The following is a 24,361-nucleotide window of genomic DNA, read 5'->3' as shown; positions in this document are numbered from 1 at the left end:
TTATGCGCAGAAAACTTTTAGAAAGAAGGGGAAGTTGAGAACTTTGTTCGAAAATCACCCCGCCGCACTTAAAGTTTTCAAGTATCAGTAGTTTGACCTTACACGCCCTAGATTTTTTGCTACTTTTTCATCAATGGAAAAAGTAGGAGCCCACCGGCTTGAGGATAAGAGAAATCTATTTCTCTTGATTCCAATTTAAATAAACCTTTTATTTTAAAGCTCATTCTAATCCATAAGCTTACCACCTACCTTTTGCAGAGTAAGTGGCAAGCATATTTTTTATAAACAGTCCAATGAATTTTAGGAAATTTTAATAATTCTTGCTGGTTTAGGCTTCGCTTCTTCTTTTTTAGGCAAGTGAATCACCAAAATTCCATCAGAATAATTGGCCTTTATTTTATCACCATCCACTACCTCCGAAGGCAATTGGAACGAACGCTGGAACGAACAATAAGAGAATTCTTTCCTGGTATATTTGTCTCCCTTATTTTCAACCTCACTCTTCTTTTCAGAAGAAATGGTTAACTGATTATTGTCTAAATTAATATTGAAGTCTTTCTTATCCATTCCTGGTGCCGCAACCTCAATTGTAAATTCGTTTTTATCCTCCTTTACATTCACCGCAGGCAAAGTGGTGTTTGTAGTTGAGAAATTTGTGGTATTCCAATCCATCCAATCTCTGGAGAAAAAGTTATCAAAGAAGGATGGGAAAAAATTATCGGTATTTTTCTTAACTAAAGTCATAATTATATCCTCCCTAATTTAAATTAATACATACTTCTATTCTCAATAAAATTAGAATCGCGATTCTCTTTATTTCTTTCAAACTGAATGCCAAAACCACCAATATTTTGTATTACTCTGAAAATCAAAACCTATTCAAAATCTCCATAATATTGTTAACTGACAATTTTTCATTGTCCAAAATATTCTTTCTGAATTTTTGACACAAAATACTACTAACTAAGACATTGTGACATATTATTCGATTTTAATCTTTACCTGATTTGTTTCAATATCACTCTAATTGATCAATTGAATGAAAGATTGTGCGAGCATTAAATGTAAGCTTTATGGAAAACTCCCCATTCCTCACAAAATCCCCCCTCATCCGTAAAGACGTAGCAGTGCTACGTCTCTACCATAACACCCACAACTGCACTCTCATTCTTGTTTTTGTTTTCCTCATTCCTGTTATTGGTGCGCTAATTCCCCTCATCGGTATGTTTCTACCTGCCCTTGAGCTTGTGTGAGTGAGCAAATGCAAGCTCCCACCTGCCAATGTTTGAGCCATTACTGCCAAATGCATTGCACTTATTAACAATGAGCGTGCAGTTATCAACATTAAGCGTACAGATGGTAGGTCTCACGATGCAGATGACAGGTCTCACGGTGCATTTATTAACATTGACGGCACAGATATCAACATTGAGCATGCGGTTCGCAGGTCTCACGACGCAGATGGCAGGTATGAGCGTGCACTTATTAACATTGAGGAAAACATTGGCGGGTCTATTCAATAAACTGTGTCACCACTAAATTTTTCTTTTTTCAAGGCCCTTCATCCATTAACAGGGTTTTGGGAAAAGAAAAATTGTTCATTTGATCTCCATTCTCTCTTCATAAAGAATAGCCAACTGAGAATATGCAGCCTTCCAATTTCTGATTGGCATGCTCCATTTTTGTGTCACTTTCTTATTGATTAAATAGAGCAGTTTCAATAAGGCCTGATCATTTGAAAACACTCTTTTACTTTTTGTGATTTTTCTTAGCTGACTGTGATAACTCTCGATAATATTTGTTGTGTACATGATCTTTCTTAAATCCATCGGGTATTGGAAAAATGTACTTAATCCTATCCAGTTTGATTTCCATGAACGAATGATTGCAGGATATTTCTTTCCCCATTTTAAAGCCAGTTTATCCAAATTCTTTTCGGCCTCACCTATATTTAATGCTTGATAAACGGTTCTTAAATCTCCTAAAAATTCAGTCTTGTCATAGCGAACAAGATATTTAAATGCATTTCGTATTTGATGGATTACACAAAGTTGTACATCGGTTTTTGGAAAAATAGATTCAATAGCATCTTTGAATCCACTTAAATTATCTATACAGGCAATAAGAATATCCTTAACGCCCCGATTTTGCAGATCACTAAGTACTTGCAACCAAAATTTTGCTCCTTCTTTTTCTCCAATATACATGCCTAAAACCTCCTTCACTCCACTATGATTGACACCCAAAACATGATAGACTGCTTTGTTAACAATCCTTCCTTCCTGGCGTACTTTGTAGTGTATAGCATCCAACCAAACAATTGGGTAAATGGCATCTAAAGGGCGATTTTGCCATTGATAAACTTCAGGAATGATACGATCAGTTATGGCCGTCAAACTTGATGGAGATAAAGTGATCCCATACAATTCTTCAAGATGATCACATATGGCTTCATAACTCATTCCTTTGGCATATAAGGAAATGATTTTGTGATCTATTCCGTCTCCCAGAGTTAACTGTCGCTTCTTTACCAGTTCAGGTTCAAAACTACCGTTACGATCTCTGGGAGGTGTTAGCTCAACTGTTCCAAAACCTGTTTTTACCTTTTTCTTACCTCTGCCATTGCGACGATTGGGTTTTTTGGATTCATTTAAGTGAGCATCCAATTCACCATTTAAACTTGCATTTAACAAACGCTGAAGTAAAGGGACCAAAACTCCATCTTTACCTTCTAGTTTTTTTCCTGATTTGAGACCTTCTAAAGCTTCCTTCTCAAATTCTTTGTAATTGAAATCTTTGCCATCCATACTGTCAAGTTATTAATTGTTTCTTAAACTTTTACTTGACACACTTTAATGAACAGACTCACATTGGCAGGTCTCATACAAAAAATGACATATCAACTATTATTTTTGCCTTTTTAAACTCAAACAAAAAGTCATTTTAGCACCTGATTATAAGCCGAAAGCTAAAATCTCATCTAACAAAATAGTCGCAAAGCTACTGTTAATCGGCATTACAGCTACCTCCAATTACTTTTAACATATTTTAATACAAGTAAAAGCATAATATTATTAACTTAAATCTGTATTTCTTACAACATATTAATTACAACGGTAAAATATATCAATCACCCTAAAATTATTAAACAATGAAACAGACTAAAAAATTTACAATGGCCTATTCTGAGTTAGGACAGCGCGGCGATAGAGTCCAAGCTGTTGTTGCTCGTGATGTGGCGGAATTCGTGAAGTTTGGTTACGAAGAAACCATTCCTACCCAAGTGGCAGATAAAACCAAACAGTTTAAAGATATCCTGCCCGACATGTATTGGGAAGGACAAAAAACCTTAAAAACCAATGCCAAGGACGAATGCAGAAGCACTTTGGTGGGACTTTTAGGAGAAGTTTCCTTTAAAGCCAAACTGGCATTGGGCAGCGGAAGCAAAGAGTATGCTACTTTCCGTTTTAGCGGAGTAGATCGCAAAACGGACAATGAATTGGTAGCCTATGCCAAGCATGTTTGTCAAACTGCCGAATTCTTTAAAGAACCATTGAGTAAACGCAATGTAACTCCCGAGTTAATCACCCAAACTACCGATGCTACCATTGCTTTAGACGATGCCATTGATGCACAAGCCGAGGCCATATCAATTCGCGAACAAAAAAGCGTGGAGCGTCTTGCAATGGGTAATGAGCTTTACGAATTAATTGTTGAATTGTGTGAGGTTGGCAAAAGAATCTGGGAGCACAAAAACGAAGCTTTTTACAACGACTATGTGCTTTATGCTTCGAGCAAATCGACCACACAGGCCGAAGAGAATGAAGAAGTAGTTGAAGAAACAACAAACGAAGAATAGAAAATAGTGTTAAGTTGATATATTTACCGGGGCGAATCTCAAGAATGTTTGGGGTTCGCTTTTTTTAACAATACACCAGAATAACAATCTTAGCGTACCCAACAAATGTCCAAACCCTAAAATGAAAACTCGTTTTATCGATCAAAACCTAAGACCCAATGAATTCTCTAATGAGACCTTGGTAGTTTGCCCAAAGTGTGGCGGCAAGGCCATGGTAAAAAGTACACCAGTACCGCAATTGGCAGAATTGAGATGCTCATCCTGCCATTATGCAACCGACAAACCTCTTGATTCAGATGAGAAATCTTACAGTGCCACTACCGATTACTGGTTCGATTGCGAATTCTGGCTGCAGGACAGCTTTAAAAATGAATTCTTTTTTGCTCACAACTACAAGCACTTGGAGTACATCAAGCAATACATACAGGCTGGACTACGCGAACGAAACGATAGAGCATTTTTTACATTGGTTGAGAAATTGCCTCAGTTTATTAAATCGGCAAAAAACAGAGATCGTTTGCTCAAAATGATTGAAAGGCTTGAAAGAAGTAATTGATTTAGTCATACAATAGCCTAACATTCCCCAATAAAAATGAATAACAGCAAAATTTATTTTTACATATTATAAATTGGAGTTAGATATTTTATCACATCAATTATTTATTGATATTTACGATAATAAAAGTAAATCCAACATGATAAGAACTTTACCCCTAGTCCTATTATTATTTATAGGAACAACTCTTTTTGCCCAAGAATACCGAGGCAAACTAATTCATAATGATGGAACAAGCAAAGAAGTTTCTTTCTTAAATCCCTATAGTAAAAACAATTATAAGGAAATCCTTTACCTGCATTATGGTATGGAGCATGAGCTTTATGCCCAAAATTTTAAGAGAGCTGAATTTTCCAAAGACCTTGTTTATCAATCTATAGAGATTAAAACAAATCAAAAAGTCTGGGCCAGGGTACATTTCGAAAGTGAAACCATTAAGCTTTTCCTAAGGTACAACTCGTTTTATGTAGAGGTGGACAATACCATTTATGACATCTCCAAAATTCAATCTCCTTCTACTCTTGATATTCCTAAAGACCTAAGTGATTTGTGGCAATCTGAAATGAACGGTAATAAAATGCTACCATTCAAGACCCTTAAAAAACTTTTGGTACAGTATCACAAGAAAAATAAAATAGATTACCACACCTATTTTAATAAAGCCAAAACTATTCCCTATTTAGAAGTTGGCTTAGGAGCTAATTATAGCAATATAAACTTATTAATATCACCGAGTCAGAAGACTAATTTCTCAACAGTATCACCTGCTATTTTTATAAATGGTCGCCTCTATTTTTCTCGATTATTAAAACAGTCATTCGTTTCTCTAGGTATCGGCTTTCAAAAATTTAAAATTGAAAAAGACATCAGTACAGGAAGTGAGGATAATGAAAACTTCCATGAGTTGAACATCAAATTTCAACAAATATCCATTCCAATGTCTTTCAACTTGACCTTACTATCTAAAAATGAAATGAAATTTTACATGAGAGGAGGAGCAAAAATCTATTTTAACATTGGAGAAAATGGAAATCTTGTTTCAGAATACCAAATCGATAAAATTGTACGTACCGAAAATAGCCAATTAAAATTAGCTAAGAAATCAGGCTTTACACCATTATTAGGCTTGGTTGCGAACAAAAAAATTGGGAAAAGCGATCTTAGTTTCTTATTGCAATATGAGAAAAATATGGAAAGTGGTAATCCATCCAATGATCATGCTCAAATTGAATTTAGCAAATCTGCTATCACCGTCGGTGCAGCAATTAAATTTTAATTCGCCTTTACTATGAAAAAATATACTATCCTAAGTTTATTACTTATTACTTGCCTATTATCATGTGATAAAGATGAGTCTAGCAGAAGCTTTGCCAGAGTGAACACAATTGGTGTTGGAAATATAGATACAGATGGAGTTAACATTAAAGGTGAACTATATGATACTGATAGTAAAGTCATAGAAGATCATGGTTTTATTTACAATTTAAAATCCAATTCTGTTGCCGTACCCAATAATTCTCACATTGAAGGTTCATTTGAGAAAGAATCTTTAGGAAGTACATCTGGAGATGCAATATTTGAATCGAAACTAACCAGAAATTTAATAGCTGATTCAACCTACTTGGCCAAAGCTTATGCAGTAACCAATGGGACAATTGTTTATGGTGAACCCCTTGAATTTGTTAGTAAGGGAGGAAACGGACCTGCAATTAGCTCTTTTACACCTGACACTATTGGATATGGCGATTTACTAACCATTAAAGGAAATAATTTTAGTATTCAACCTTCTAATAATACTGTAGTTTTCGATAATGTTGAAGCTAAAATTGTTTCTGCCACAGACACATCATTACAGGTAATTTTTCCTAAAGGGCCTCGTTTCAAAAGTTGTCCGTTTAGTGTAAGGGTTGCACAAAAAAGTATTAATAGCCATAACAATCCGATCATAGCTGCTCCTAGAATTGATTCAATTTCCAAGCAAGTCGTTTTTGCTAGGGAAAACATTACCATATATGGGGAAAATTTTACGCGCACAACAGCTCTTAAAGTTGATGATAAAACCGCAGAAGAGTTCTATTATTCCGAATATCAATCTGACTCAATTTTACAATTCAGAGTACCTGAACGCATGCCTATTGACGATCATAACATTACTATTAAATATTTAGATGATAGTATTACTTTTCCAAATATGTTTAAAACAATATTACCAACTATCGATTCCTTTTCTCCAAAAGAAATATGGCTTGATAGCGTAATTACAATTAAGGGGACCAATCTTAGAAAATTAAGTTATTTTGGACTTCCTGGTAACAATGCATATAACGTAACGGATACATTAGCTTATTGTAGAATTACTAATGTTCCTGAATCCAACAAAATAAGAGGATACTTTGATTCACACAAAATAGTAACAAAAGATAGTATTAAATGGCATCAACCTACAGCCGATTCTTTCAATGTAAGCATTGCCAAAGCAAGTGAAACAGTATATTTATATGGTGATAATTTTTTCTACGGTCTTGATATTTATTTCGACGGGATCAAAGCTTCTACAAACTATATAGATAAAAACACCGTTGAAGTATATATTCCTGATGTTAAAGCCGGAACTTATCATCCAACATTTAAATATAACTATTCAGGAAACGTTATAGACACCTTACCTAAAGCCAAAGCAAGCATTACAATTCCTCAGATAAAGATTACCAACGTTACCCCTCTTCAAGTAAAAAGGGGGTCAATCATCACCCTTAATCTAGAGAATGCTAATATAAGTGCACACACTAATCTAGAAGTAGATGGCAAATATTGTAGTATAATTGAACATACTGAAAATACGATAAAAGGGCGTATTCCTATTGATTATTGTATCTCAAAAACTCCAAAAGTTACACTTTCAATTGGCGGACAAGAAATAGAGTATCATACCCCTCTTCAATTGTCTGACCCTTGGGAATGCATGTCACATTCGGAATACCAACATGAGTATAATTATATTACACATATAAATGATAAACAGGTTGCAATTATTAGAAATGGTCCTTATGACAATGATAGAAGTCTTTATATGCACAATGGAGATAATCAGTGGTCTTACCTATCTGATGTTGATTTCGATGGATGGATATACAATATGCACGCTTATAAGGATGAAATCTACTTTCCAGCACATTTATCCTACGATGATTATCTTCTATATTCTTATTCCAACATTAATAAACAATGGAAAACAATAGATACCATCCCTATTGGAATACCAGAATATTCATTCCTGATTGGTGACAGATTGTATTTGGGAAATACAAAAAAAATGTGCTATCGAGATTTGAACAAGAATGAATGGGTTACAAAATCTGCGGTTCCAACATCTCGTTATTCCATCAATAAGAAATTAATATTTAAGGCAGGCAAGAAAGCATATCTTGGTATTTATAAATACATGACCAGTGGTTATGGTAACAACAATGAATACAATGAATTCTGGTCTTACGATTCTGAAAATGATTCCTGGGAAAATTTAGGAGAAATGCCAGTAAAAATTTGGGAAGAAGCAACTGCCTCAGTTTATACAGATAAGGCCTACATAGTAGGACGTGGATATCAAGATGAGAAAACATTCTGGGAATATGATACGAGTGCAAATACGTGGCAAGAGTTAGTTCCCCCTCCTGGTCTTTATAGAAAATACACATCCTTCATTATTAATAATGAATATTTCTTTGGATGCAACTACTATATTCAAGCTAATGAGTATCCCTTTGTTATGAGTAAAATCCCTATCGCAAACATGCAAAAAAAATAGTAAGCCCGAAGAACCCTAAGAATATTTGGGGTTCGCTTTTTTATACCGATTACTATTCAAAATGCACCTTTAGAACGTTTCACTTCTAAAGACACTTTGAATATGTATCGGCATTTCAATTTAATATTTCATAGTTTCACTTAAGCTCACTCTGAAATTTAAATGGTATCACATCATCTAAAAAATAATTTTCACATTGAATTGATCATGTTGTATCTTTAATAGAATCATTTTAAATAAGCATACAACATGAAGATTCTGAATACCATTGCCTTACTTCTGGCAACATTCTCCTTTGGCCTTGCTCAGGAGATTCCAGCTGTTTATAGTAATATCGGCTCCGATGAAAATGGCGTATTTCTTCAAATGGAAAACCGAAGAATTTATGCCTTAAAAGAAAATGATCAATTCAAATTTGAAGATTTATATGCGGCTGCCATCGGAACAAAGGAAGGCTTACGCTTAGATTTTAAATTTCCGGAACTGAATGGTACTCTTTATTATGGGTTTATCAATTATAGTGATGGAAAACATCCACAACCGGTTTATTTTCGTGAGAATTCGCCCATAAATATTGGCATTTGTCATATCCCAATTAAAAGATTTTTATCGGGCAAGTATGATATGATCGATTGGGAGAAGACAGGAAAGGGTGTGATTGGCTATCGTATCGTAAACGAGAAAGGCGATATGCTTTACGATGGCAGAATGGCTTTTACCTACTCCGACGGAATGTTTAAAGTAGAACCTACCATTGTTGAAGGTCCTTTTATCAATCAGCTTTCGCACAAAGGTGCGGTAATATCTTTTACTACTTCGGAAGAGGTTGAGGCAGGCATTCAAATCGATGGAAAGACATATAAAAACAAGAGGCCAGCTAAATATCATGAATTAAAGGTTAATGATTTACAAGCCTCTCGAAAGTATACCTATACCGTTTCGGTGGGTGATTTTAAATATGACTTTAACTTTGAAACGGCTCCTAATCCTGGAAGCAGAAAGGCTTTTACATTTGCTTATGGCAGTGATTCTCGCGCTGGAAACGGTGGTGGCGAGCGAAACATTTTTGGCACCAATGCTTACATCATGAAAAAGATTGCGGCTTTGGCCATGTCCGAAAATGCCAAGTTTGTTCAGTTTACAGGCGATTTAATTAATGGCTACGACACCAGCCGAGAACGCATGAACCTGCAATATGCAAACTGGAAACATGCAGTAGAACCCTGGTGGCATTACATTCCTTTTGTTCCGGGTTTTGGAAACCATGAAGCCTATAATTTTGTTTTTAACGATACCGAAAGAGGCACCTATCATGCCATCGATCATTTTCCATTTAAGGATGATTCAAGTGAATCTTTGTTTCAGGATAATTTTGCATTGCCTGAGAATGGCCCACGAAGCGAAGACAACTCAAAATATGATCCCAACTCCAATACAATAGATTTTCCTTCTTACAAGGAAAGTGTATTCTGGTATGCCTATGACAATGTGGCTGTAGTTGTTTTAAACTCGGATTATTTTTACACTCCAAGTGGCATACCCACCACCGGTGGTAATCTCCATGCTTTTATTATGGATAATCAAATGATATGGCTTCAAAGAACGCTAAAGCAGTTGGAAAAAAATAAAGATATCGACCATGTTTTTATCTCCATTCACACTCCTTTCTTTCCCAATGGCGGGCATGTAAAAGATGATATGTGGTATGATGGCAATAACAACTTTAGAGCAGTTGTTAGCGGACAGTTTTATAAGAAAGGAATCATCGAAAGGCGCGATGAATTGCTTGACCTCATCGTTAACCAGAGTAAAAAAACGGTGGCTATCCTAAGTGGCGATGAACACAATTACAACCTGCTTACCATTACCAACAAAATGCTAAAATATCCCCAGGAGTATCCACACGAAAAGCTGGAATTAACCAGAACTTTCTACCAGATAAACAATGGTGCAGCAGGAGCTCCCTATTATGCACAGGAAAAAACGCCATGGTCGGAAAATGTTCGAAACTTTTCTACGCAGAATGCTCTTGTGCTGATTGATGTTGATGGAAATAAAATTAAAGTTCGTGTTAAGAACCCCGACACATTGGAATTGATTGATGAATATATCCTTCGGGAATAATCTTCATGCACAACAAATTAATCAATATGAGATTCTTTTTCGTCCTGATATTATCCTTGTGTTTTACTTGGGAAATTTGTGCTCAAAATGAAACAAACAGCTCTTATGAGCCATCTCCTCTATTCGAGAGTGATGAAATTTTTGAAATCAAACTCAAAGGAGATATCAGAAAATTGTTCAACGACAGAAAAGAAAATGCAAAATATCACCCTATTGTTTTCTCATATGAAATCAATAACCAACACCACTCTATAGATATTCGTGTAAAAACAAGAGGGCATTTTCGCAAGATGAGAGTAAATTGTGCAATTCCTCCCCTTCTTTTAAATTTTGACACTTTGCCGGATTTGGCTCAAACCATTTTTAAGGGACAGAATAAATTAAAACTGGTAACAACTTGTGTTGATGAAAAATTTGTTGTACAAGAATACCTGGTTTATAAAATCTACCAGTTAATTACAGAGAAAAGCTTTCGAGTAAGATTGGTAAAAGTGATTTTTGAAGACATAAATCGAAATAAAATCAGAAATACCAGCTATGGAATTCTTTTGGAAGATCAGGATAATATGGCCGTACGAAATTCTTCAGCTATTCGAAAGCAACTACAAGTTAATCCGGAAACAATCGATAAGGTGTATTTTCTTAAAATGTCTGTATTTCAATTTCTGATTGGCAACACTGATTGGTCGATCCAATACCTTCACAATATTAAAATATTAAACAGCGAAAACAATTCATCATTATATGCTGTTCCTTACGATTTTGACATGTCGGGAATTGTAAATACACCATATGCGGCACCTGCAGAAGCCCTTCAATTAAGCTCTGTTCGCGATAGAAGGTATAGAGGATATTGTCTGGATGATATGAGCGAATTTGAATCCACTTTCCAGTTATTTAATGAATTGAAAAAAGAAATTTATGCCATTTACGAGAATAATACCATACTTGATAAGGCTTACAAGAAAAACACACTTAAATACCTCGACAGATTCTATGAAATTATCAATGATAAAAAATTGAGCAAAAGGGAATTTCGATATCCATGCAACCCAAACGGGACAGGCAATATTGTTATTCAGGGATTAAAGAAATACAAACAAGAAGACAAAAAAAATTCCGACAAATAGTCGAAATCATTTTTTCATAAGGTCGCCAAACCCTCAAGCTAAAACAATTTGCCAATATCATTCCAGCCCATCTCTTTTACTTTTACAAGAAAACTACTTTATAACCATGAAGTTTTTCTTGTTTTTTAATCGATTCCAATCTCTGGCGTTCATCGATTGAATCATCTTCGTAGTAAGATCAACAACCACGAAATCGTCGTCTACCGTGTAGAACAAATCCTTTAGCTTTTTTAATAGTTTCATATCCCCTAAATTTTACTGTTTTACTACCTTAAATTTAATAGGAATATGATTAATATTCAAGCTGTTTTTGTATGGTTTAACGATTACGTAATATGAATTCACAATTACGTAATATCAATTAATATTTACGTAAAATCTTATAAAAACTCTACCGAGTTAAAGTACAAATTCTTTTTGTCAAGAAGTATTCTTTTCATACGCGATGGCCCACCTATCGCAATTTGATAAATGTACTTTCCACGGAAAAAGAAACGTTTAAAATAAGTATACTCATGCTTGCCCACCATTTGGGTATACTCAATTTCCTTTCCTAACATTTTCTGATAAGCCACGGATCTTTCCTCTAACAGAATTGTTCCACTACTTACCAAACTGCCTTCTTTCATTTCTTCATAATATTCGGATGGATCTGAATAGGAAAAATCGATTCCTACTTTTGAAAAATCAGAAGCCACAATCCCAAATACTGTTACTGCATCTTTATAACTGAAAACCTCTATCGAAATACCATTGAGATCTTTATTGTGGACAATGGGTTGATCAGGAATTGAAAATCTAATTTTTGATTTTTCTGACTCTATTTTTTTCCATTCTTCTTGTGCAACAACACCAGATATCCAAGCAAAACTAAGGATACAGATCAATATAAATTTTCTCATACTTTTATTTTATTTCAGGCAACTCAATTCCTTTTATTTTTCGATACAAATCAAGAGCAAACACATCGGTCATGCCAGATACAAAATCCAATACCGACATGATTTTCTTGTAATCACTTTCACCCGACACATCGTATTGCTGAGGAATTAAGGATAGTAAGTTTTTCGAATAGAAATTATCTGGTTCCATCACCGCTGAAACGAATTCCTCCAATAAAGTTCCCAAAATTTTATAACCTGCCAGCTCAATTTCTATAACCGATCGGTGTCGATAAATTCTCTGAACAGCAACTCCCGTGCAGGTTTTATACGCTTGCTTGCAAGTTGGCTCTACGTCCTTGATTAAAGTTCCGTTAAATGTTCCATTTAAAATATCATCGTAATGATCAAGAAAAACGTGAACACACTCTCCCACCAGTTTGCCAATTACACTGGCTCTAATAAATGCAATCTGCTCATTGGTATCAGTTACCTCCTGGCAAGTTTCATTAATTCTGTCAAGACTTGATTTTTCTTTTTCAGGATCATAAAAGTTCAGAAGGAGTTCCTTGGTTTCTGCAGTACTCAAAATGTTTAATTTGTGAGCATCCTCAATATCCATAATTTGATAACAAATATCATCGGCTGCCTCAACCAGGTAAACCAAAGGGAAACGTGCATATATTCCTTCACTTACTTCAGGAATTTCCAACTCCCTGGCAATTTTAAAGTAAGACTCCTTTTCGGTCTGAAAATATCCATACTTTTTCTTTCCAACTTCAGGAATTTTATTTGACTCCCAAGGATACTTTACAATGGATGCTATGGTAGAATAGGTAAGTGCAAATCCTCCTATTCTTCTTCCATTAAATGCATGTGTCAACAGTCGTAAGGCATTTGCATTGCCCTCAAAATTGGTTAAATCGAACCACTCCTCATCGCTAAATTTATCCTTAAGCTCTGCCCCTTCTCCTTTTTCAAAATAATGCGACAAGGCTTTCTCCCCAGAGTGACCAAAAGGAGGATTACCCAAATCATGAGCCAAACATGCTGCTGCAACAATACTGCCTATTTCTCTAATCCCTGAATCAGGATCAACTTTTTTCTTCTCTATTAATTTCTCAGCGAGCAAATTACCAAGTGATCTTCCGACACTAGAAACTTCCAAACTATGAGTTAATCGATTGTGTACAAAAATACTTCCGGGTAGCGGAAAAACTTGTGTTTTATTTTGTAAACGACGAAATGGTGATGAGAATATCAACCTATCGTAATCTCTTTGAAATTGAGTTCTCACATCAACACTTGCAGGTGAGTATTTATCTTCTTGTCCGAATCTTTTCGTTGAAAGTAATTTTATCCAATCCATAATTTAGATTTAAAGCTCCTAAATTACATTAAAAAATTCTCGTTGTCCGATTTGTTTAGCAATTATTAACAATTCACCACTTTAACTGTTATACTGATACATTGAAATGTACGTATTCGTACATCCTATGTAATAACATCGTACACATAAACCATCAAAAAAGAATGTACAAATCATTCATTTTGCTGATTTAATGATAGTTCCATTATGTGGCACGAGTATTGAAAAATAAAGTATCATTGGGGTGAAGATTTTCTAATTTATTATTATGCTTATTTAATTCGACATTATCAGTTGATAATACAGGTTTGTCGATAATTGTGTACGTTGGTCTAAATAAATTTGAAATCCAATCACATAAAATTACTATTGTATATAGATTTTTTTAAATACATCAATATTATGATCCGATTACAAAACATTCACAAATCGTACATCACCGGAACCAACAAGTTGCATGTCCTTAAAGGTATCGATTTGCATATTAAAGAAGGTGAATTGGTATCAATCATGGGATCTTCCGGCTCCGGAAAGTCAACATTATTGAATATTCTCGGACTTTTAGACAATCATGACGAAGGAGTTTACGTGCTAAACAACGAGGAAATTAAATCGATGAGCGAAACAAAAGCAGCCAAGCTTCGCAATAATTTGTTGGGTTTTGTATTTCAATCATTTAATCTGATTTCTTTTAAAAATGCCATGGAAAATGTAGCCCTTCCACTCTACTATCAAAAAGTATCAAGAAAAAAGAGAAATAGCCTTGCCATAGAGTATCTTGATAAAATGGGATTAAAAGAATGGGCACACCATATGCCAAACGAACTTTCGGGTGGACAAAAGCAAAGAGTTGCCATCGCCCGTGCTATGATTACACAACCCAAAATTATTTTAGCCGATGAACCCACCGGAGCTCTTGACTCGGCAACTTCAATTGAAGTAATGGATCTTTTAAGAGAAATCAACCAATCAGGAATTACTGTAATTATTGTTACTCACGAAAATGATATTGCCCATATGACAGATAGAATCATCAATTTAAAGGATGGTGTTATCGAATCAATCGTAGAGAATAACAAAATTAACCATACTGAATCGGTTAAAATTCCTCTTCAGGAATAAACCAAACCCTAATATCAAGCTATGTTTGACAGAGATAAGTGGCAAGAAATATTTAGTACCATCAGGAAAAACAAAACCCGTACGATCTTAACTGGTTTTTCGGTTGCAACCGGAATATTTATGTTAATTTTCCTTTTGGGGGCAGGAAGAGGCCTACGTAATGGTATGACTTCTGTATTTGCTCAAGATGCAACAAACAGTATGCAAATATTTGGTGGTAGAACTACCAAAGCATACAAAGGAACTCCAGAAGGCAAAAGGATTCAAATGGTAAATGATGATTTCCTGAATCTGAAAAAGTCAATTCAAAAGATCGATGCGATTTCGGCGATGTCATACATTCCAGGAGCTGAAACAATTTCCTATAAAAATAATTTCGGAAACTTTAATGTTTCGCCTGTTCATGATACTTACAAGGAAATTAAAAACTTTGACATCATTAAGGGAAGGTTTCTTAATCAAAAAGACCTGGATGAACACAGAAAAGTTGTAGCCATTCAGGATGAGGTAAAAAAAGTACTCTTCCCCAAAGAAACAGCTCTTAACAAATACATCAACATTAATAATATCAAGTTTAAAGTAATTGGTGTTTTTCATCAGTCAAGTTTCGATGACAACTCAAGAGAAATATACATTCCTATTACTGTAGCCCAAAAAATATTTAACAACAACGATCATATCCGTAGAATCTCTTTCACCTTAAATGATGTTTCGGTTGAGGAAAGCCAAAAGATCGAAAGGCAGATTACCTATAAAATGGCTGACAGACACAACTTCAGCAAGGAAGATAAAAATGCACTATGGATTCAGAATAATATTGAAAACTCTCAAACTTTCGCAGGTTTATTTAGTGCAATTGAAATGTTTGTTTGGATCATAGGAATATTCACCATTGTACTAGGCGTAATTGGTGTTTTCAATATCATGATGATTGTTGTTAGAGAGCGTACAAAAGAAATTGGTATTCGAAAAGCCATTGGCGCATCTCCAGGTTCAGTTGTTGGTTTAATCTTAATGGAGGCAATATTTATTACTGCTGCTTCGGGTTATATAGGACTAATTGCAGGGGTAGGATTATTGGAAGCTATCAATCAATTTGACATTATCGAAAAAGTGTATGCTCCAGCAGCAATATATTTCCTTGACCCACAAGTTGACCTTGGAATAGCAATAGGTGCAACAATTGTTTTGGTAATTACCGGTGCTTTGGCAGGATTTTTCCCAGCACGAAAAGCTGCAGCCATTAGACCGATTGAAGCTTTAAGAGACGAATAATACGAATTTATAAACGACATTAGAATGTTCGATCTAGATAAATGGCAGGAGATTACTGCCGCACTAAAAAAGAATAAACTTCGTACCATCCTAACTGGCTTAGGTGTGATGTTTGGTATTCTTATTTTGGTAACTCTTCTAGGAATAGGAAGAGGATTTCAAAATAACATTCAATCTTCTTTGGGAAACTTTGCAACCAATTCAACAGTGTTTTGGGTAGAAAGAACAACCAAAGCCTATAAGGGCTTACCCAGAAACAGATTTTACCAATTTACCAATGACGATTTGCTAGCTCTCAAGAAAAATATTCCTGAATTGGAACATATCGCTCCTGACATTAATGGCTGGAGTGGTGGTGCAACTCACAATACATTTCGAAAAGAGAAAAAAGGAAACTTTAGAATTAAAGGGACATCTCCTGAAATGAACATGGTAAATCCTGTTGAAGTAGTTTCTGGAAGATTTATCAACGAAAATGATTTGAAGGAATTCCGAAAAGTAATTACCATTGGTCCTCGTGTTAAAGAACTCATGTTCGAAGAAGATGAGGATCCAATTGGACAATACCTAAAAGTGAACGGTATTTTTTTCAAAATCATCGGTGAAATTAAACCTTTAAGTAATAACATGGGGAATCGTGATGATATCATTCAATTGCCATACACTACCCTACAACAACTTTACAATTACGGTGATAAATTCTATGTTTTTCTTGCAACAGCAAAGGTTGGGGAATCTGTAGCAGAATTGGAGGATAAAATATTTGAAATTTTAGCTCGCCGTCATTCAATACATCCTGAAGACAGACAAGCCATTGGAAATTTCAATATTGCCAAGATTTTCAATAAGATTTTTGGCTTATTCAATAGTATTGGATTCCTGTTTTGGGTCATTGGATTTGGTGTTCTCATCACCGGAGTGATTGGGGTGAGTAATATTATGCACGTGGTTGTGAAAGAAAGAACCAAGGAGCTAGGAATTAAACGCGCAATTGGTGCAAAACCGGCATTGGTCGTTGGTCAAATCATTAACGAATCGGTATTCTTAACCACTTTTGCAGGATTTTGGGGACTGGTACTTGGAGTTGTTATTGTTGAATTAATTGGCAAAGCAACAGAAGGAAGTCCTAACCCACAAATTTTAAATCCCTACGTTGATATTAATGTAGCATTTATAGCACTCGGAGTTTTGGTGTTTTTTGGAGTTCTTGCTGGACTTTTACCAGCACAAAGAGCCATTAGAATTAAGCCCGTTGATGCTTTGAGATACGAATAAAAGTCATAAATCTGAAAATAATACAAGTCATGAAAAAAGTTCTAAGAATCTTAATGGTTGTAGGGTTAATCGTCCTTTTTGTAGGAACCATTTTTTTCCTTTATAAAAAGTCGCAAGACAAACCTGTAGTTTATAACACAAAATCTCCTGAGATTACTGACATTGTTAAAAAGACAATTGCAACAGGCTCCGTTGTGCCTAGAAAAGAAATTGAAATTAAGCCTCAAGGAGTTTCAGGTATTATCGAAACTCTATATGTTGAAGCTGGTGAAATGCTGAAAAAAGGTGATCCTATTGCTAAAATTAAGATCATTCCGGATATGATTAACTTGAATAGTGCCGAATCAAGAGTTAATGTTGCAAAGATTAACTTTGAAGATTCTGAGATCAATTACAATCGCGATAAAGCATTATACGACAAAAAAGTTATTTCAGAATCTGATTTCCAAAAAACACAGTTGGCTTTTCGTAATTCCAGAGAAGAATTGCAGGCTGCTAAAGATAACTTGCAATTGATTAAAGAAGGGGTTACCAAAAAATCGGCAACTGCAACTAACACAATTATACGCTCAACAATTGAAGGTATGATTTTGGATATTCCAATTAAAGAAGGTAATTCTGTAATTCAATCTAATACTTTCAATGATGGTACTACCGTAGCAATCGTAGCTGATATGGGTGAAATGATTTTCCAAGGTAAAGTTGATGAAACTGAAGTTGGAAAAATTAATCAAGGAATGAATCTTAAACTTACCATTGGTGCAATTGAGGATGTTAAATTCGATGCTAATCTTGAGTATATTTCTCCAAAAGGAGTTGAAGAAAATGGTGCGATTCAGTTTGAAATTAAAGCTTCGGTTAAACTAAACGACAAATATTTTATTCGATCAGGATATAGCGCAAATGCTGAAATCGTTTTGGATAAAAGAGAAAAAGTACTTGCTATAAACGAAAGTTTGTTGGAGTTTGAAAATGACTCAACTTTTGTTGAAGTAGAAACTTCTCCTCAAGAATTTGAAAGACGATTCATTAAAACCGGATTATCTGATGGAATCAATATTGAGGTTTTAGATGGTATTACCAAAGACGACAAACTTAAGGGTGAGAAGAAGAAAAAATCAGATATGATTAAAGAGAAGAAAAAAGAAGAAAAGAAAGATTAAGCAAGCTTTGTAAAGAGCTCAATATTGCTCATATTTATCATATCAAAATCGTTTTTATAATTGCCTAAACCGTAGTACGGATTATAAAACATTAAGCAAATGAAAAAATTATTATTACCGCTAATTGCGATTGCATTTATATTCTCTTCAGTAAATGCTCAAGAAAAATGGAGCTTGGAGAAATGCATCAACTATGCGAAAGAACACAATATTGATTTACAGCTTCGAAAACTTGATGCTGAAATTCAAGCCAACAATACTAAACAATCAAAGTTTGCTCTTCTGCCAAACTTGAATGGTAGCACCAGTTACAACTTTAGTTACGGACGTACTTTAAGGGCCGACAACACCTATGGCGATATCAACACACAACGTGGTTCGCTTGGACTATCCGCCGATGTAACTTTATTCAATGGATTTCAAAAGTTTAATTCCATAAAGCAGAATGAACTTGATTTAAAAGCCAGTCTCCAGGATGTAGAAAAAGCAAAAGAAGATTTGGCTTTAAATATTACCTCATCCTACTTAAATATTCTTTTCAATAAGGAATTACTACAAGTAGCTCAGGAAAAATTGAAAGTTACCAAGCTACAAATTAAAAGAACAGAAGCTTTGGTTGAAGCAGGAACACTTCCTAAAGGAACTCTAATGGAACAAAATGCACAAGCAGCTCGAGAAGAACTTGAAGTGGTTAACGCTTCAAATAATCTTGATTTGGCATTACTTGATCTAGCTCAATTACTTGATCTTGAAAAACCAGCTGAATTCGACATTAGCATTCCTGAATTGCCTGTATTGAATGCAACTCGCTCCATGGTTGATCCAGAGTCAGTATTTATTAATGCTTTGGAATTCAGACCTGAAATGAAAGCTGCAAGATACAGATTAGAGAGTTCAGAAAAAGGACTCGTATTGGCAAAAGGTCAGCGATCTCCTAGGTTAACCATGTCTGGTTATTGGGGATCTAGTTATTCAAAAGACTTCCCGGAATATGGATTAGATATAAATGGTGCTCCAGCTATTATTCGCGAAGAGATGAAGCTAAGCGATCAGTTATCAAATCGTGAAAACAAAATGTTTGGTTTCAATTTAAGCATTCCAATTTTTAATGGTGGACAGGTAAATAGAAATATTGCCAATGCAAAAGTTAACATCAACCGTTACAAGCTAAACATGGAAAACTCAGAGAATATCCTGAGAAAAGAAATTCAGCAGGCTCATGCAAATGCTAAAGCAGCCATGAACAAATATTTCTCTAGCGAAACTGCAGTTTCCTCAACCGAAGAAGCATTTCGTTACACCGAAGAAAAATTCAATCTAGGATTGGTAAATTCAGTTGATTACAACCAGGAAAAAAACAACCTGTTTCAAGCAAAATCAAACTTGCTTCAAGCAAAATACGAATACATTTTCAGAACAAAGATTCTTGACTTTTACAATGGCATTGAGATAAAATTATAATCAAGTTTACACATAACAACTCGAAACTCCCAGCTGAATTATTAGTCGGGAGTTTTCTTTTTAAAACGGTACAATTTAAAATTAAATTAATGCTATCCTAATATCAATAAGTTTGTTAGCAATAAATATTAGGTAATTTTATTTAAGCAATTGTAATTAGTTTCCCTTTTTATCCTTTATTTTGCAGTGATTTAAAAAAATAGAACATGGCATTACTTTTAAATATCGAAACATCAACAGCAATTTGCTCTGTTGCATTAGGAAAAGACGGGAACTTATTGGCTTTAAAAGAAAACAAAGAAGGCATGAAACATGCAAGCCATCTTACTGTTTTCATCGAAAATATATTAAAAGAAAACAATTTAAGCACAGCTGATTTAGATGGCGTAGCAATTAGCATGGGACCTGGCTCATATACTGGTTTGCGAATTGGTGTATCAACAGCCAAAGGCATTTGCTACGGAGCAGGAATCCCTTTAATAGCAGTTAGCACATTACAATCAATGACAAAAGCCTTGCAAAACAGTTCTGATTTATCATCTGTGGCTAAGAATCCGGAAAAAGCTTTGTTTTGCCCTATGATTGACGCCAGAAGAATGGAGGTTTATACAGCATTCTACAACGCAAAAGCTGAATTGGTAAAAGATATTTCTGCTGATATTATTGATGAAAACTCATTTGCAAATGAACTTTCGGAGCAAGAGATTATTTTCTTTGGTGATGGTTCAGGAAAATGTAAAAATGTTATTGCAAATGAAAATGGCATCTTTCTTGATGATGTAAATGCAACCGCTGTTGGAATGATTGAATTGGCAGAGGATAAATTCAACAAAAATGAATTGGAAGATGTTGCTTATTTTGAACCTTTTTATTTGAAAGATTTTGTAGCAACAACGCCTAAAAAGAATATCTTTAAGTAAGAACAAAGACAATGCGTATGCTGAGATTTATACCATTTTTAATTTCCTTATTAGTACTATCAACAAGTACATATTCTAATACTCCTGTAACATTAGCTGACAAAGGGGAACATTTAAAATATGTAATCCACTATGGCATTGTAAGAGGTGGAAAAGCCAGCTTAAAACTTAAATTCGATAAAATTGATGGCAAAGAAGTATATCATGCCGCTTTAACGGGACGAACTGTTGGTTTATTCAATACCCTTTACCGGGTTAAGGATACCTACGAGAGCTATTTCGATAAAGAAACATTGCTTCCGATAAAAGCTATTCGGGATATCAAAGAAGGAAGTTATAAACGATATAACGAGGTTACTTTTGACCGAGAAAAAAATCAAATTAATAGTCAACGATCGGGAGTTAAAGATGTTCCCGTAGGGATTCATGATATCCTTTCCGCATTTTATTTTGCCAGAGCCTATCATTTTAATTCAGATTTAAAAATTGGTCAAGTAATTAAAATCCAGACTTATTTCGCAGATGAAGAGTTTCTGCTGCAATTTAGATTTATGGGATACGAAAATATAAATAGCAAAATTGGAAATGTAAAGTGTTACAAGTTTATTCCCATTGTTCAAACCGGACGTGCTTTTAAGGATGAAGACGATATGAAAATCTGGATTTCCGCAGATGCCAACAAAATTCCTGTGCGAGTCCAGTTCGATTTATTTTTAGGATCTCTTCGTTGCGATCTGATAAATTTTTCAAATTTTTCAACAAGTTCGCTTCGTGAAAATTAAAATTCTTTATTTCTCACAGCTATCTACATCAAACAAAAACACTTAATATTTTAGATTATTAATTGTTTCAATTACTTTTGCAAAAATTAATGAGGTGGAAAGCTCATTATAAATTGAAAACGATTATAAAATTAAATTCATTATATCATGGCAAGTACTGCAGATTTTAAGAATGGAATGTGTATCCATTATAAGGATGATTTATATACAATTATTCAATTTCAACACGTTAAACCAGGAAAAGGTCCAGCTTTCGTAAGAACTAAGCTTAAAAACGTTAAAACTGGCAAAATTATCGATAACACATTTAACTCTGGAGTTAAAGTTGATGTTGCAAGAATTGAAAGACGTCCACATACGTTTCTTTACAAAGATGACATGGGTTACAACCTGATGCACACAGAAACTTATGAACAAATTGCACTTGAAGAATCTTTATTTAATGCTCCTGATTTATTAAAAGACGGAGATCCTGTTGAGGTGGTAGTACACGCTGATACTGAAACTCCACTTTATGCAGAACTACCTGCGCACGTAACTATGGAAGTTACTTATACAGAACCAGGACTTAGAGGCGATACATCATCAACCAACTCATTAAAACCATCTACCATTGAAACTGGAGCAACCATTATGGTTCCTTTGTTCATCAATACTGGTGATATTATTAAAGTTGACACTCGTGATCACAGCTATGTTGAGCGCGTAAAAGCTTAATATCTGTAATCTTATCATATAAAAAGGATTCTTAATGGAATCCTTTTTTTATTCCATTCCATCGAATTGTCTGTAGCACCATTATTTACTACATTAGTGGTAACCTTATCTTTAAAACCCCACTATAGTGATTAAGCAACGAAGCGTAAACAGTAAGTTTAAGTTAGATCTGATACTGAAAATCACACAAGCAATTAACGAAAACTTGTCGGTTGATGATTTGCTAAAACAATACAAAGACATTCTTTTTAATGAGCTTAAAATAGGTAAAATTGTTGTTTTTAAATTTAATTCTGCCTGGGAGAAATTGCTGATTTTGGGCGTTACCAACGATACTATTGATACAATCAAAATCGAAACAGACTTGGCAAGACATGATGAAATTACCTATATTTCAACTGACTTTCCTGAACATCTTAGAATATTTGATTTCTTAATTCCAGTATTTCATAAAAAATCAGTTCTTGCCTATATTCTTATTGGTGATATAGATGAAGAAATGGAAGGAATGAGTCCGGCCATTAAGCACCTGACTTTTATACAAACCATTTCGAATATTATAATTGTAGCCATGGAGAACAAGCGAATGCACAAGCAATTGATCGCACAAGAGGCTATTAAAAAAGAAATGGAAGTGGCATCCAAAATTCAGAACCTACTAATTCCGAATCAAAACTCACTTCCGCAAAACAAGTATGTTGCATCTCAAGGTTATTACCAACCTCATTTCGAAATTGGTGGCGATTATTACGATTTTATCAATTTTAATGATCAGGAATTGGGCTTTTGTATTGGCGATGTTTCCGGAAAAGGAATTCCTGCAGCCTTAATCATGTCAAATTTCCAGGCTACCCTTAGAGCTCTTTTTAACCCGGATACTCCGTTGGACGATTTGATGAATAAATTAAATCAAAAGGTTTGTGAAAGCTCTAGCGATGAAAAATTCTTAACCCTTTTCATAGGTATATACAACTATACTAGCCGAAAACTTCGATATGTAAATGCAAGTCATCATCCTCCAATTTTGTATAATTACAAAACCGAAGAGACTACACAATTAAGAAAAGGTTGTATTGGTTTGGGAATGCTTGATGAAATTCCAAAGGTATCGGTAGGAGAAGTTACCATTAAAGATCATTCAAAATTACTTTGCTTTACAGATGGATTAGTTGAATTAGAGGTAGGTGATAAAATGGAGATAGGTATGAAATTGATAAGCAACTTATTCTCAAACAATAAAAACCTGAGAGATACATTTCTTGATTTGACCAGACACATAGATCTTGGCAAAAAAAATAAAGCTGTAGTAGATGATATTTCCTTGTTTGGAATAGAGTTTAAAGCATAAAAAAAGGATCGGCTGGCCGATCCTTTTTTGTATATTTTCAATTCAAATCATTGAATCTGGAAATCCTTAGTCACGGGATCAGATGTTTTTCCTGAAGCATCGGTTAATGTAACTGTTAATTTGTACATTCCTTTTTTTGCAACAGTATTCTCTCCAAAACGAGTCGAAACTGGAAAGCTTACACTTGCTGTTTTCTTCCCATCAATACTTGGCAATTTATTTCCATCAGCATCTGTTAAGTCCGAATTTGAATCAAAAGAGAAATCTTGATAAGTTTTTACAGTCATACCAATTGCATTTTCAAATGCTATTTGTACTCTGTATGATTTAAGTTCCATATCATCGCTTGCTGAAAATGATACAGTATAATTATCGCCTGCGTTTACAGTTGCTGCACTTGAAATGCTTCCTGTTGGTTTTTTCTCATCCACAGGATCATCACTTCCACCGCCGCCACAACTCATCATTCCTGCAGAGAACAATACCATTAAGGCATACTTTAATAGTTTCATAAATTTCAATTTTTTGGTTATGATTTGGTTTTTGATTTTTACTTTATCCTCTAAAAATAAAG

21 protein-coding genes are annotated in these 24,361 nt (G+C 34.7%); 15 read left to right on the top strand and 6 right to left on the bottom strand.

Features of this window, described 5'->3' with window-relative positions:
- Nucleotides 1-300 precede the first annotated feature (300 nt).
- Together ACKPCA_RS16565 and ACKPCA_RS16560 are read right to left on the bottom strand one after the other, a co-directional pair.
- A complete protein-coding gene (locus ACKPCA_RS16565; RefSeq protein WP_321280078.1) occupies nucleotides 301-744 on the bottom strand; it encodes an Hsp20/alpha crystallin family protein in 444 nt (147 codons plus the stop codon).
- A gap of 854 nt (nucleotides 745-1,598) precedes the next feature.
- Nucleotides 1,599-2,807, bottom strand: a complete 1,209-nt coding sequence (locus ACKPCA_RS16560) for an IS256 family transposase (RefSeq protein ID WP_321280077.1) — start codon at nucleotides 2,805-2,807, stop codon at nucleotides 1,599-1,601.
- Between the two features lie 344 nt (nucleotides 2,808-3,151).
- Between ACKPCA_RS16560 and ACKPCA_RS16555 the strand changes: the two genes are divergently transcribed.
- From ACKPCA_RS16555 to ACKPCA_RS16530, 6 genes are all read left to right on the top strand, one after another.
- Nucleotides 3,152-3,859, top strand: a complete 708-nt coding sequence (locus ACKPCA_RS16555) for a hypothetical protein (protein WP_321280076.1) — start codon at nucleotides 3,152-3,154, stop codon at nucleotides 3,857-3,859.
- 121 nt (nucleotides 3,860-3,980) lie between these two features.
- Nucleotides 3,981-4,415, top strand: a complete 435-nt coding sequence (locus tag ACKPCA_RS16550) for a hypothetical protein (RefSeq protein ID WP_321280075.1) — start codon at nucleotides 3,981-3,983, stop codon at nucleotides 4,413-4,415.
- A gap of 73 nt (nucleotides 4,416-4,488) precedes the next feature.
- A complete protein-coding gene (locus ACKPCA_RS16545; protein WP_321280074.1) occupies nucleotides 4,489-5,691 on the top strand; it encodes a porin family protein in 1,203 nt (400 codons plus the stop codon).
- 12 nt (nucleotides 5,692-5,703) lie between these two features.
- Complete coding sequence (locus ACKPCA_RS16540) at nucleotides 5,704-8,220, top strand: IPT/TIG domain-containing protein (protein ID WP_321280073.1); 2,517 nt, start codon at nucleotides 5,704-5,706, stop codon at nucleotides 8,218-8,220.
- 249 nt (nucleotides 8,221-8,469) lie between these two features.
- Nucleotides 8,470-10,344 carry a metallophosphoesterase gene (locus ACKPCA_RS16535; protein ID WP_321280072.1) on the top strand — a complete coding sequence of 625 codons (1,875 nt, stop codon included), beginning with the start codon at nucleotides 8,470-8,472 and terminating at the stop codon, nucleotides 10,342-10,344.
- 26 nt (nucleotides 10,345-10,370) lie between these two features.
- Complete coding sequence (locus ACKPCA_RS16530) at nucleotides 10,371-11,474, top strand: hypothetical protein (protein ID WP_321280071.1); 1,104 nt, start codon at nucleotides 10,371-10,373, stop codon at nucleotides 11,472-11,474.
- A gap of 93 nt (nucleotides 11,475-11,567) precedes the next feature.
- Here ACKPCA_RS16530 and ACKPCA_RS16525 read toward each other — a convergent pair whose 3' ends face one another.
- The 3 genes from ACKPCA_RS16525 to ACKPCA_RS16515 all read right to left on the bottom strand — a co-directional run bounded on the left by ACKPCA_RS16525 (nucleotide 11,568) and on the right by ACKPCA_RS16515 (nucleotide 13,724).
- Nucleotides 11,568-11,717, bottom strand: coding sequence for a hypothetical protein (locus tag ACKPCA_RS16525; protein ID WP_321280070.1), 150 nt, complete (start codon nucleotides 11,715-11,717; stop codon nucleotides 11,568-11,570).
- A gap of 137 nt (nucleotides 11,718-11,854) precedes the next feature.
- On the bottom strand, nucleotides 11,855-12,376 hold the full coding sequence (locus ACKPCA_RS16520) for a hypothetical protein (protein WP_321280069.1): 522 nt from the start codon (nucleotides 12,374-12,376) through the stop codon (nucleotides 11,855-11,857).
- A 4-nt stretch (nucleotides 12,377-12,380) separates the two neighbouring features.
- On the bottom strand, nucleotides 12,381-13,724 hold the full coding sequence (locus ACKPCA_RS16515) for a deoxyguanosinetriphosphate triphosphohydrolase (RefSeq protein WP_321280068.1): 1,344 nt from the start codon (nucleotides 13,722-13,724) through the stop codon (nucleotides 12,381-12,383).
- 402 nt (nucleotides 13,725-14,126) lie between these two features.
- On the opposite strand from ACKPCA_RS16515, the gene ACKPCA_RS16510 reads away from it, so the two are divergent.
- From ACKPCA_RS16510 to ACKPCA_RS16470, 9 genes are all read left to right on the top strand, one after another.
- Complete coding sequence (locus ACKPCA_RS16510; RefSeq protein ID WP_054715643.1) at nucleotides 14,127-14,846, top strand: ABC transporter ATP-binding protein; 720 nt, start codon at nucleotides 14,127-14,129, stop codon at nucleotides 14,844-14,846.
- 21 nt (nucleotides 14,847-14,867) lie between these two features.
- On the top strand, nucleotides 14,868-16,121 hold the full coding sequence (locus tag ACKPCA_RS16505) for an ABC transporter permease (protein WP_054715642.1): 1,254 nt from the start codon (nucleotides 14,868-14,870) through the stop codon (nucleotides 16,119-16,121).
- Between the two features lie 24 nt (nucleotides 16,122-16,145).
- Nucleotides 16,146-17,396 (top strand): ABC transporter permease, encoded by a 1,251-nt coding sequence (locus ACKPCA_RS16500; protein WP_054715637.1) that lies wholly within the window; start codon nucleotides 16,146-16,148, stop codon nucleotides 17,394-17,396.
- A 29-nt stretch (nucleotides 17,397-17,425) separates the two neighbouring features.
- Nucleotides 17,426-18,559 carry an efflux RND transporter periplasmic adaptor subunit gene (locus tag ACKPCA_RS16495; protein ID WP_054715635.1) on the top strand — a complete coding sequence of 378 codons (1,134 nt, stop codon included), beginning with the start codon at nucleotides 17,426-17,428 and terminating at the stop codon, nucleotides 18,557-18,559.
- Nucleotides 18,560-18,658: 99 nt separating this feature from the next.
- Nucleotides 18,659-20,020, top strand: coding sequence for a TolC family protein (locus tag ACKPCA_RS16490; protein ID WP_321280067.1), 1,362 nt, complete (start codon nucleotides 18,659-18,661; stop codon nucleotides 20,018-20,020).
- Nucleotides 20,021-20,226: 206 nt separating this feature from the next.
- Nucleotides 20,227-20,940 carry a tRNA (adenosine(37)-N6)-threonylcarbamoyltransferase complex dimerization subunit type 1 TsaB gene (gene tsaB, locus ACKPCA_RS16485; RefSeq protein WP_321280066.1) on the top strand — a complete coding sequence of 238 codons (714 nt, stop codon included), beginning with the start codon at nucleotides 20,227-20,229 and terminating at the stop codon, nucleotides 20,938-20,940.
- A 17-nt stretch (nucleotides 20,941-20,957) separates the two neighbouring features.
- Complete coding sequence (locus tag ACKPCA_RS16480) at nucleotides 20,958-21,722, top strand: DUF3108 domain-containing protein (RefSeq protein WP_321280065.1); 765 nt, start codon at nucleotides 20,958-20,960, stop codon at nucleotides 21,720-21,722.
- A gap of 147 nt (nucleotides 21,723-21,869) precedes the next feature.
- Nucleotides 21,870-22,439, top strand: a complete 570-nt coding sequence (gene efp / locus ACKPCA_RS16475) for an elongation factor P (RefSeq protein ID WP_054715621.1) — start codon at nucleotides 21,870-21,872, stop codon at nucleotides 22,437-22,439.
- Nucleotides 22,440-22,566: 127 nt separating this feature from the next.
- Nucleotides 22,567-23,787: a GAF domain-containing SpoIIE family protein phosphatase gene (locus ACKPCA_RS16470; RefSeq protein WP_321280064.1), complete on the top strand. Its 1,221-nt coding sequence runs from the start codon at nucleotides 22,567-22,569 to the stop codon at nucleotides 23,785-23,787.
- A 47-nt stretch (nucleotides 23,788-23,834) separates the two neighbouring features.
- On the opposite strand, the gene ACKPCA_RS16465 is transcribed toward ACKPCA_RS16470, so the two are convergent.
- Entirely contained in the window at nucleotides 23,835-24,299 is a 465-nt protein-coding gene (locus ACKPCA_RS16465; protein WP_054715615.1) for a DUF4625 domain-containing protein, read from the bottom strand.
- Between the last annotated feature and the right edge of the window lie 62 nt (nucleotides 24,300-24,361).

The organism is Marinifilum fragile (genome assembly GCF_963677365.1).
In the GTDB taxonomy this organism is placed as follows: Bacteria; Bacteroidota; Bacteroidia; order Bacteroidales; family Marinifilaceae; genus Marinifilum; species Marinifilum fragile.
The sequence above is the reverse complement of the archived record's forward strand: the minus strand, read 5'-3'. Positions and strand labels throughout refer to the sequence as shown.

Bases quoted from the DNA above. Each gene is read 5' to 3' on its own strand.
- ACKPCA_RS16565 (WP_321280078.1), bottom strand. From the start codon at position 744: ATGACTTTAGTTAAGAAAAATACCGATAATTTTTTCCCATCCTTCTTT.
- ACKPCA_RS16560 (WP_321280077.1), bottom strand. From the start codon at position 2,807: ATGGATGGCAAAGATTTCAATTACAAAGAATTTGAGAAGGAAGCTTTA.
- ACKPCA_RS16555 (WP_321280076.1), top strand. From the start codon at position 3,152: ATGAAACAGACTAAAAAATTTACAATGGCCTATTCTGAGTTAGGACAG.
- ACKPCA_RS16550 (WP_321280075.1), top strand. From the start codon at position 3,981: ATGAAAACTCGTTTTATCGATCAAAACCTAAGACCCAATGAATTCTCT.
- ACKPCA_RS16540 (WP_321280073.1), top strand. From the start codon at position 5,704: ATGAAAAAATATACTATCCTAAGTTTATTACTTATTACTTGCCTATTA.
- ACKPCA_RS16535 (WP_321280072.1), top strand. From the start codon at position 8,470: ATGAAGATTCTGAATACCATTGCCTTACTTCTGGCAACATTCTCCTTT.
- ACKPCA_RS16530 (WP_321280071.1), top strand. From the start codon at position 10,371: ATGAGATTCTTTTTCGTCCTGATATTATCCTTGTGTTTTACTTGGGAA.
- ACKPCA_RS16525 (WP_321280070.1), bottom strand. From the start codon at position 11,717: ATGAAACTATTAAAAAAGCTAAAGGATTTGTTCTACACGGTAGACGAC.
- ACKPCA_RS16520 (WP_321280069.1), bottom strand. From the start codon at position 12,376: ATGAGAAAATTTATATTGATCTGTATCCTTAGTTTTGCTTGGATATCT.
- ACKPCA_RS16515 (WP_321280068.1), bottom strand. From the start codon at position 13,724: ATGGATTGGATAAAATTACTTTCAACGAAAAGATTCGGACAAGAAGAT.
- ACKPCA_RS16510 (WP_054715643.1), top strand. From the start codon at position 14,127: ATGATCCGATTACAAAACATTCACAAATCGTACATCACCGGAACCAAC.
- ACKPCA_RS16505 (WP_054715642.1), top strand. From the start codon at position 14,868: ATGTTTGACAGAGATAAGTGGCAAGAAATATTTAGTACCATCAGGAAA.
- ACKPCA_RS16500 (WP_054715637.1), top strand. From the start codon at position 16,146: ATGTTCGATCTAGATAAATGGCAGGAGATTACTGCCGCACTAAAAAAG.
- ACKPCA_RS16495 (WP_054715635.1), top strand. From the start codon at position 17,426: ATGAAAAAAGTTCTAAGAATCTTAATGGTTGTAGGGTTAATCGTCCTT.
- ACKPCA_RS16490 (WP_321280067.1), top strand. From the start codon at position 18,659: ATGAAAAAATTATTATTACCGCTAATTGCGATTGCATTTATATTCTCT.
- tsaB (WP_321280066.1), top strand. From the start codon at position 20,227: ATGGCATTACTTTTAAATATCGAAACATCAACAGCAATTTGCTCTGTT.
- ACKPCA_RS16480 (WP_321280065.1), top strand. From the start codon at position 20,958: ATGCTGAGATTTATACCATTTTTAATTTCCTTATTAGTACTATCAACA.
- efp (WP_054715621.1), top strand. From the start codon at position 21,870: ATGGCAAGTACTGCAGATTTTAAGAATGGAATGTGTATCCATTATAAG.
- ACKPCA_RS16465 (WP_054715615.1), bottom strand. From the start codon at position 24,299: ATGAAACTATTAAAGTATGCCTTAATGGTATTGTTCTCTGCAGGAATG.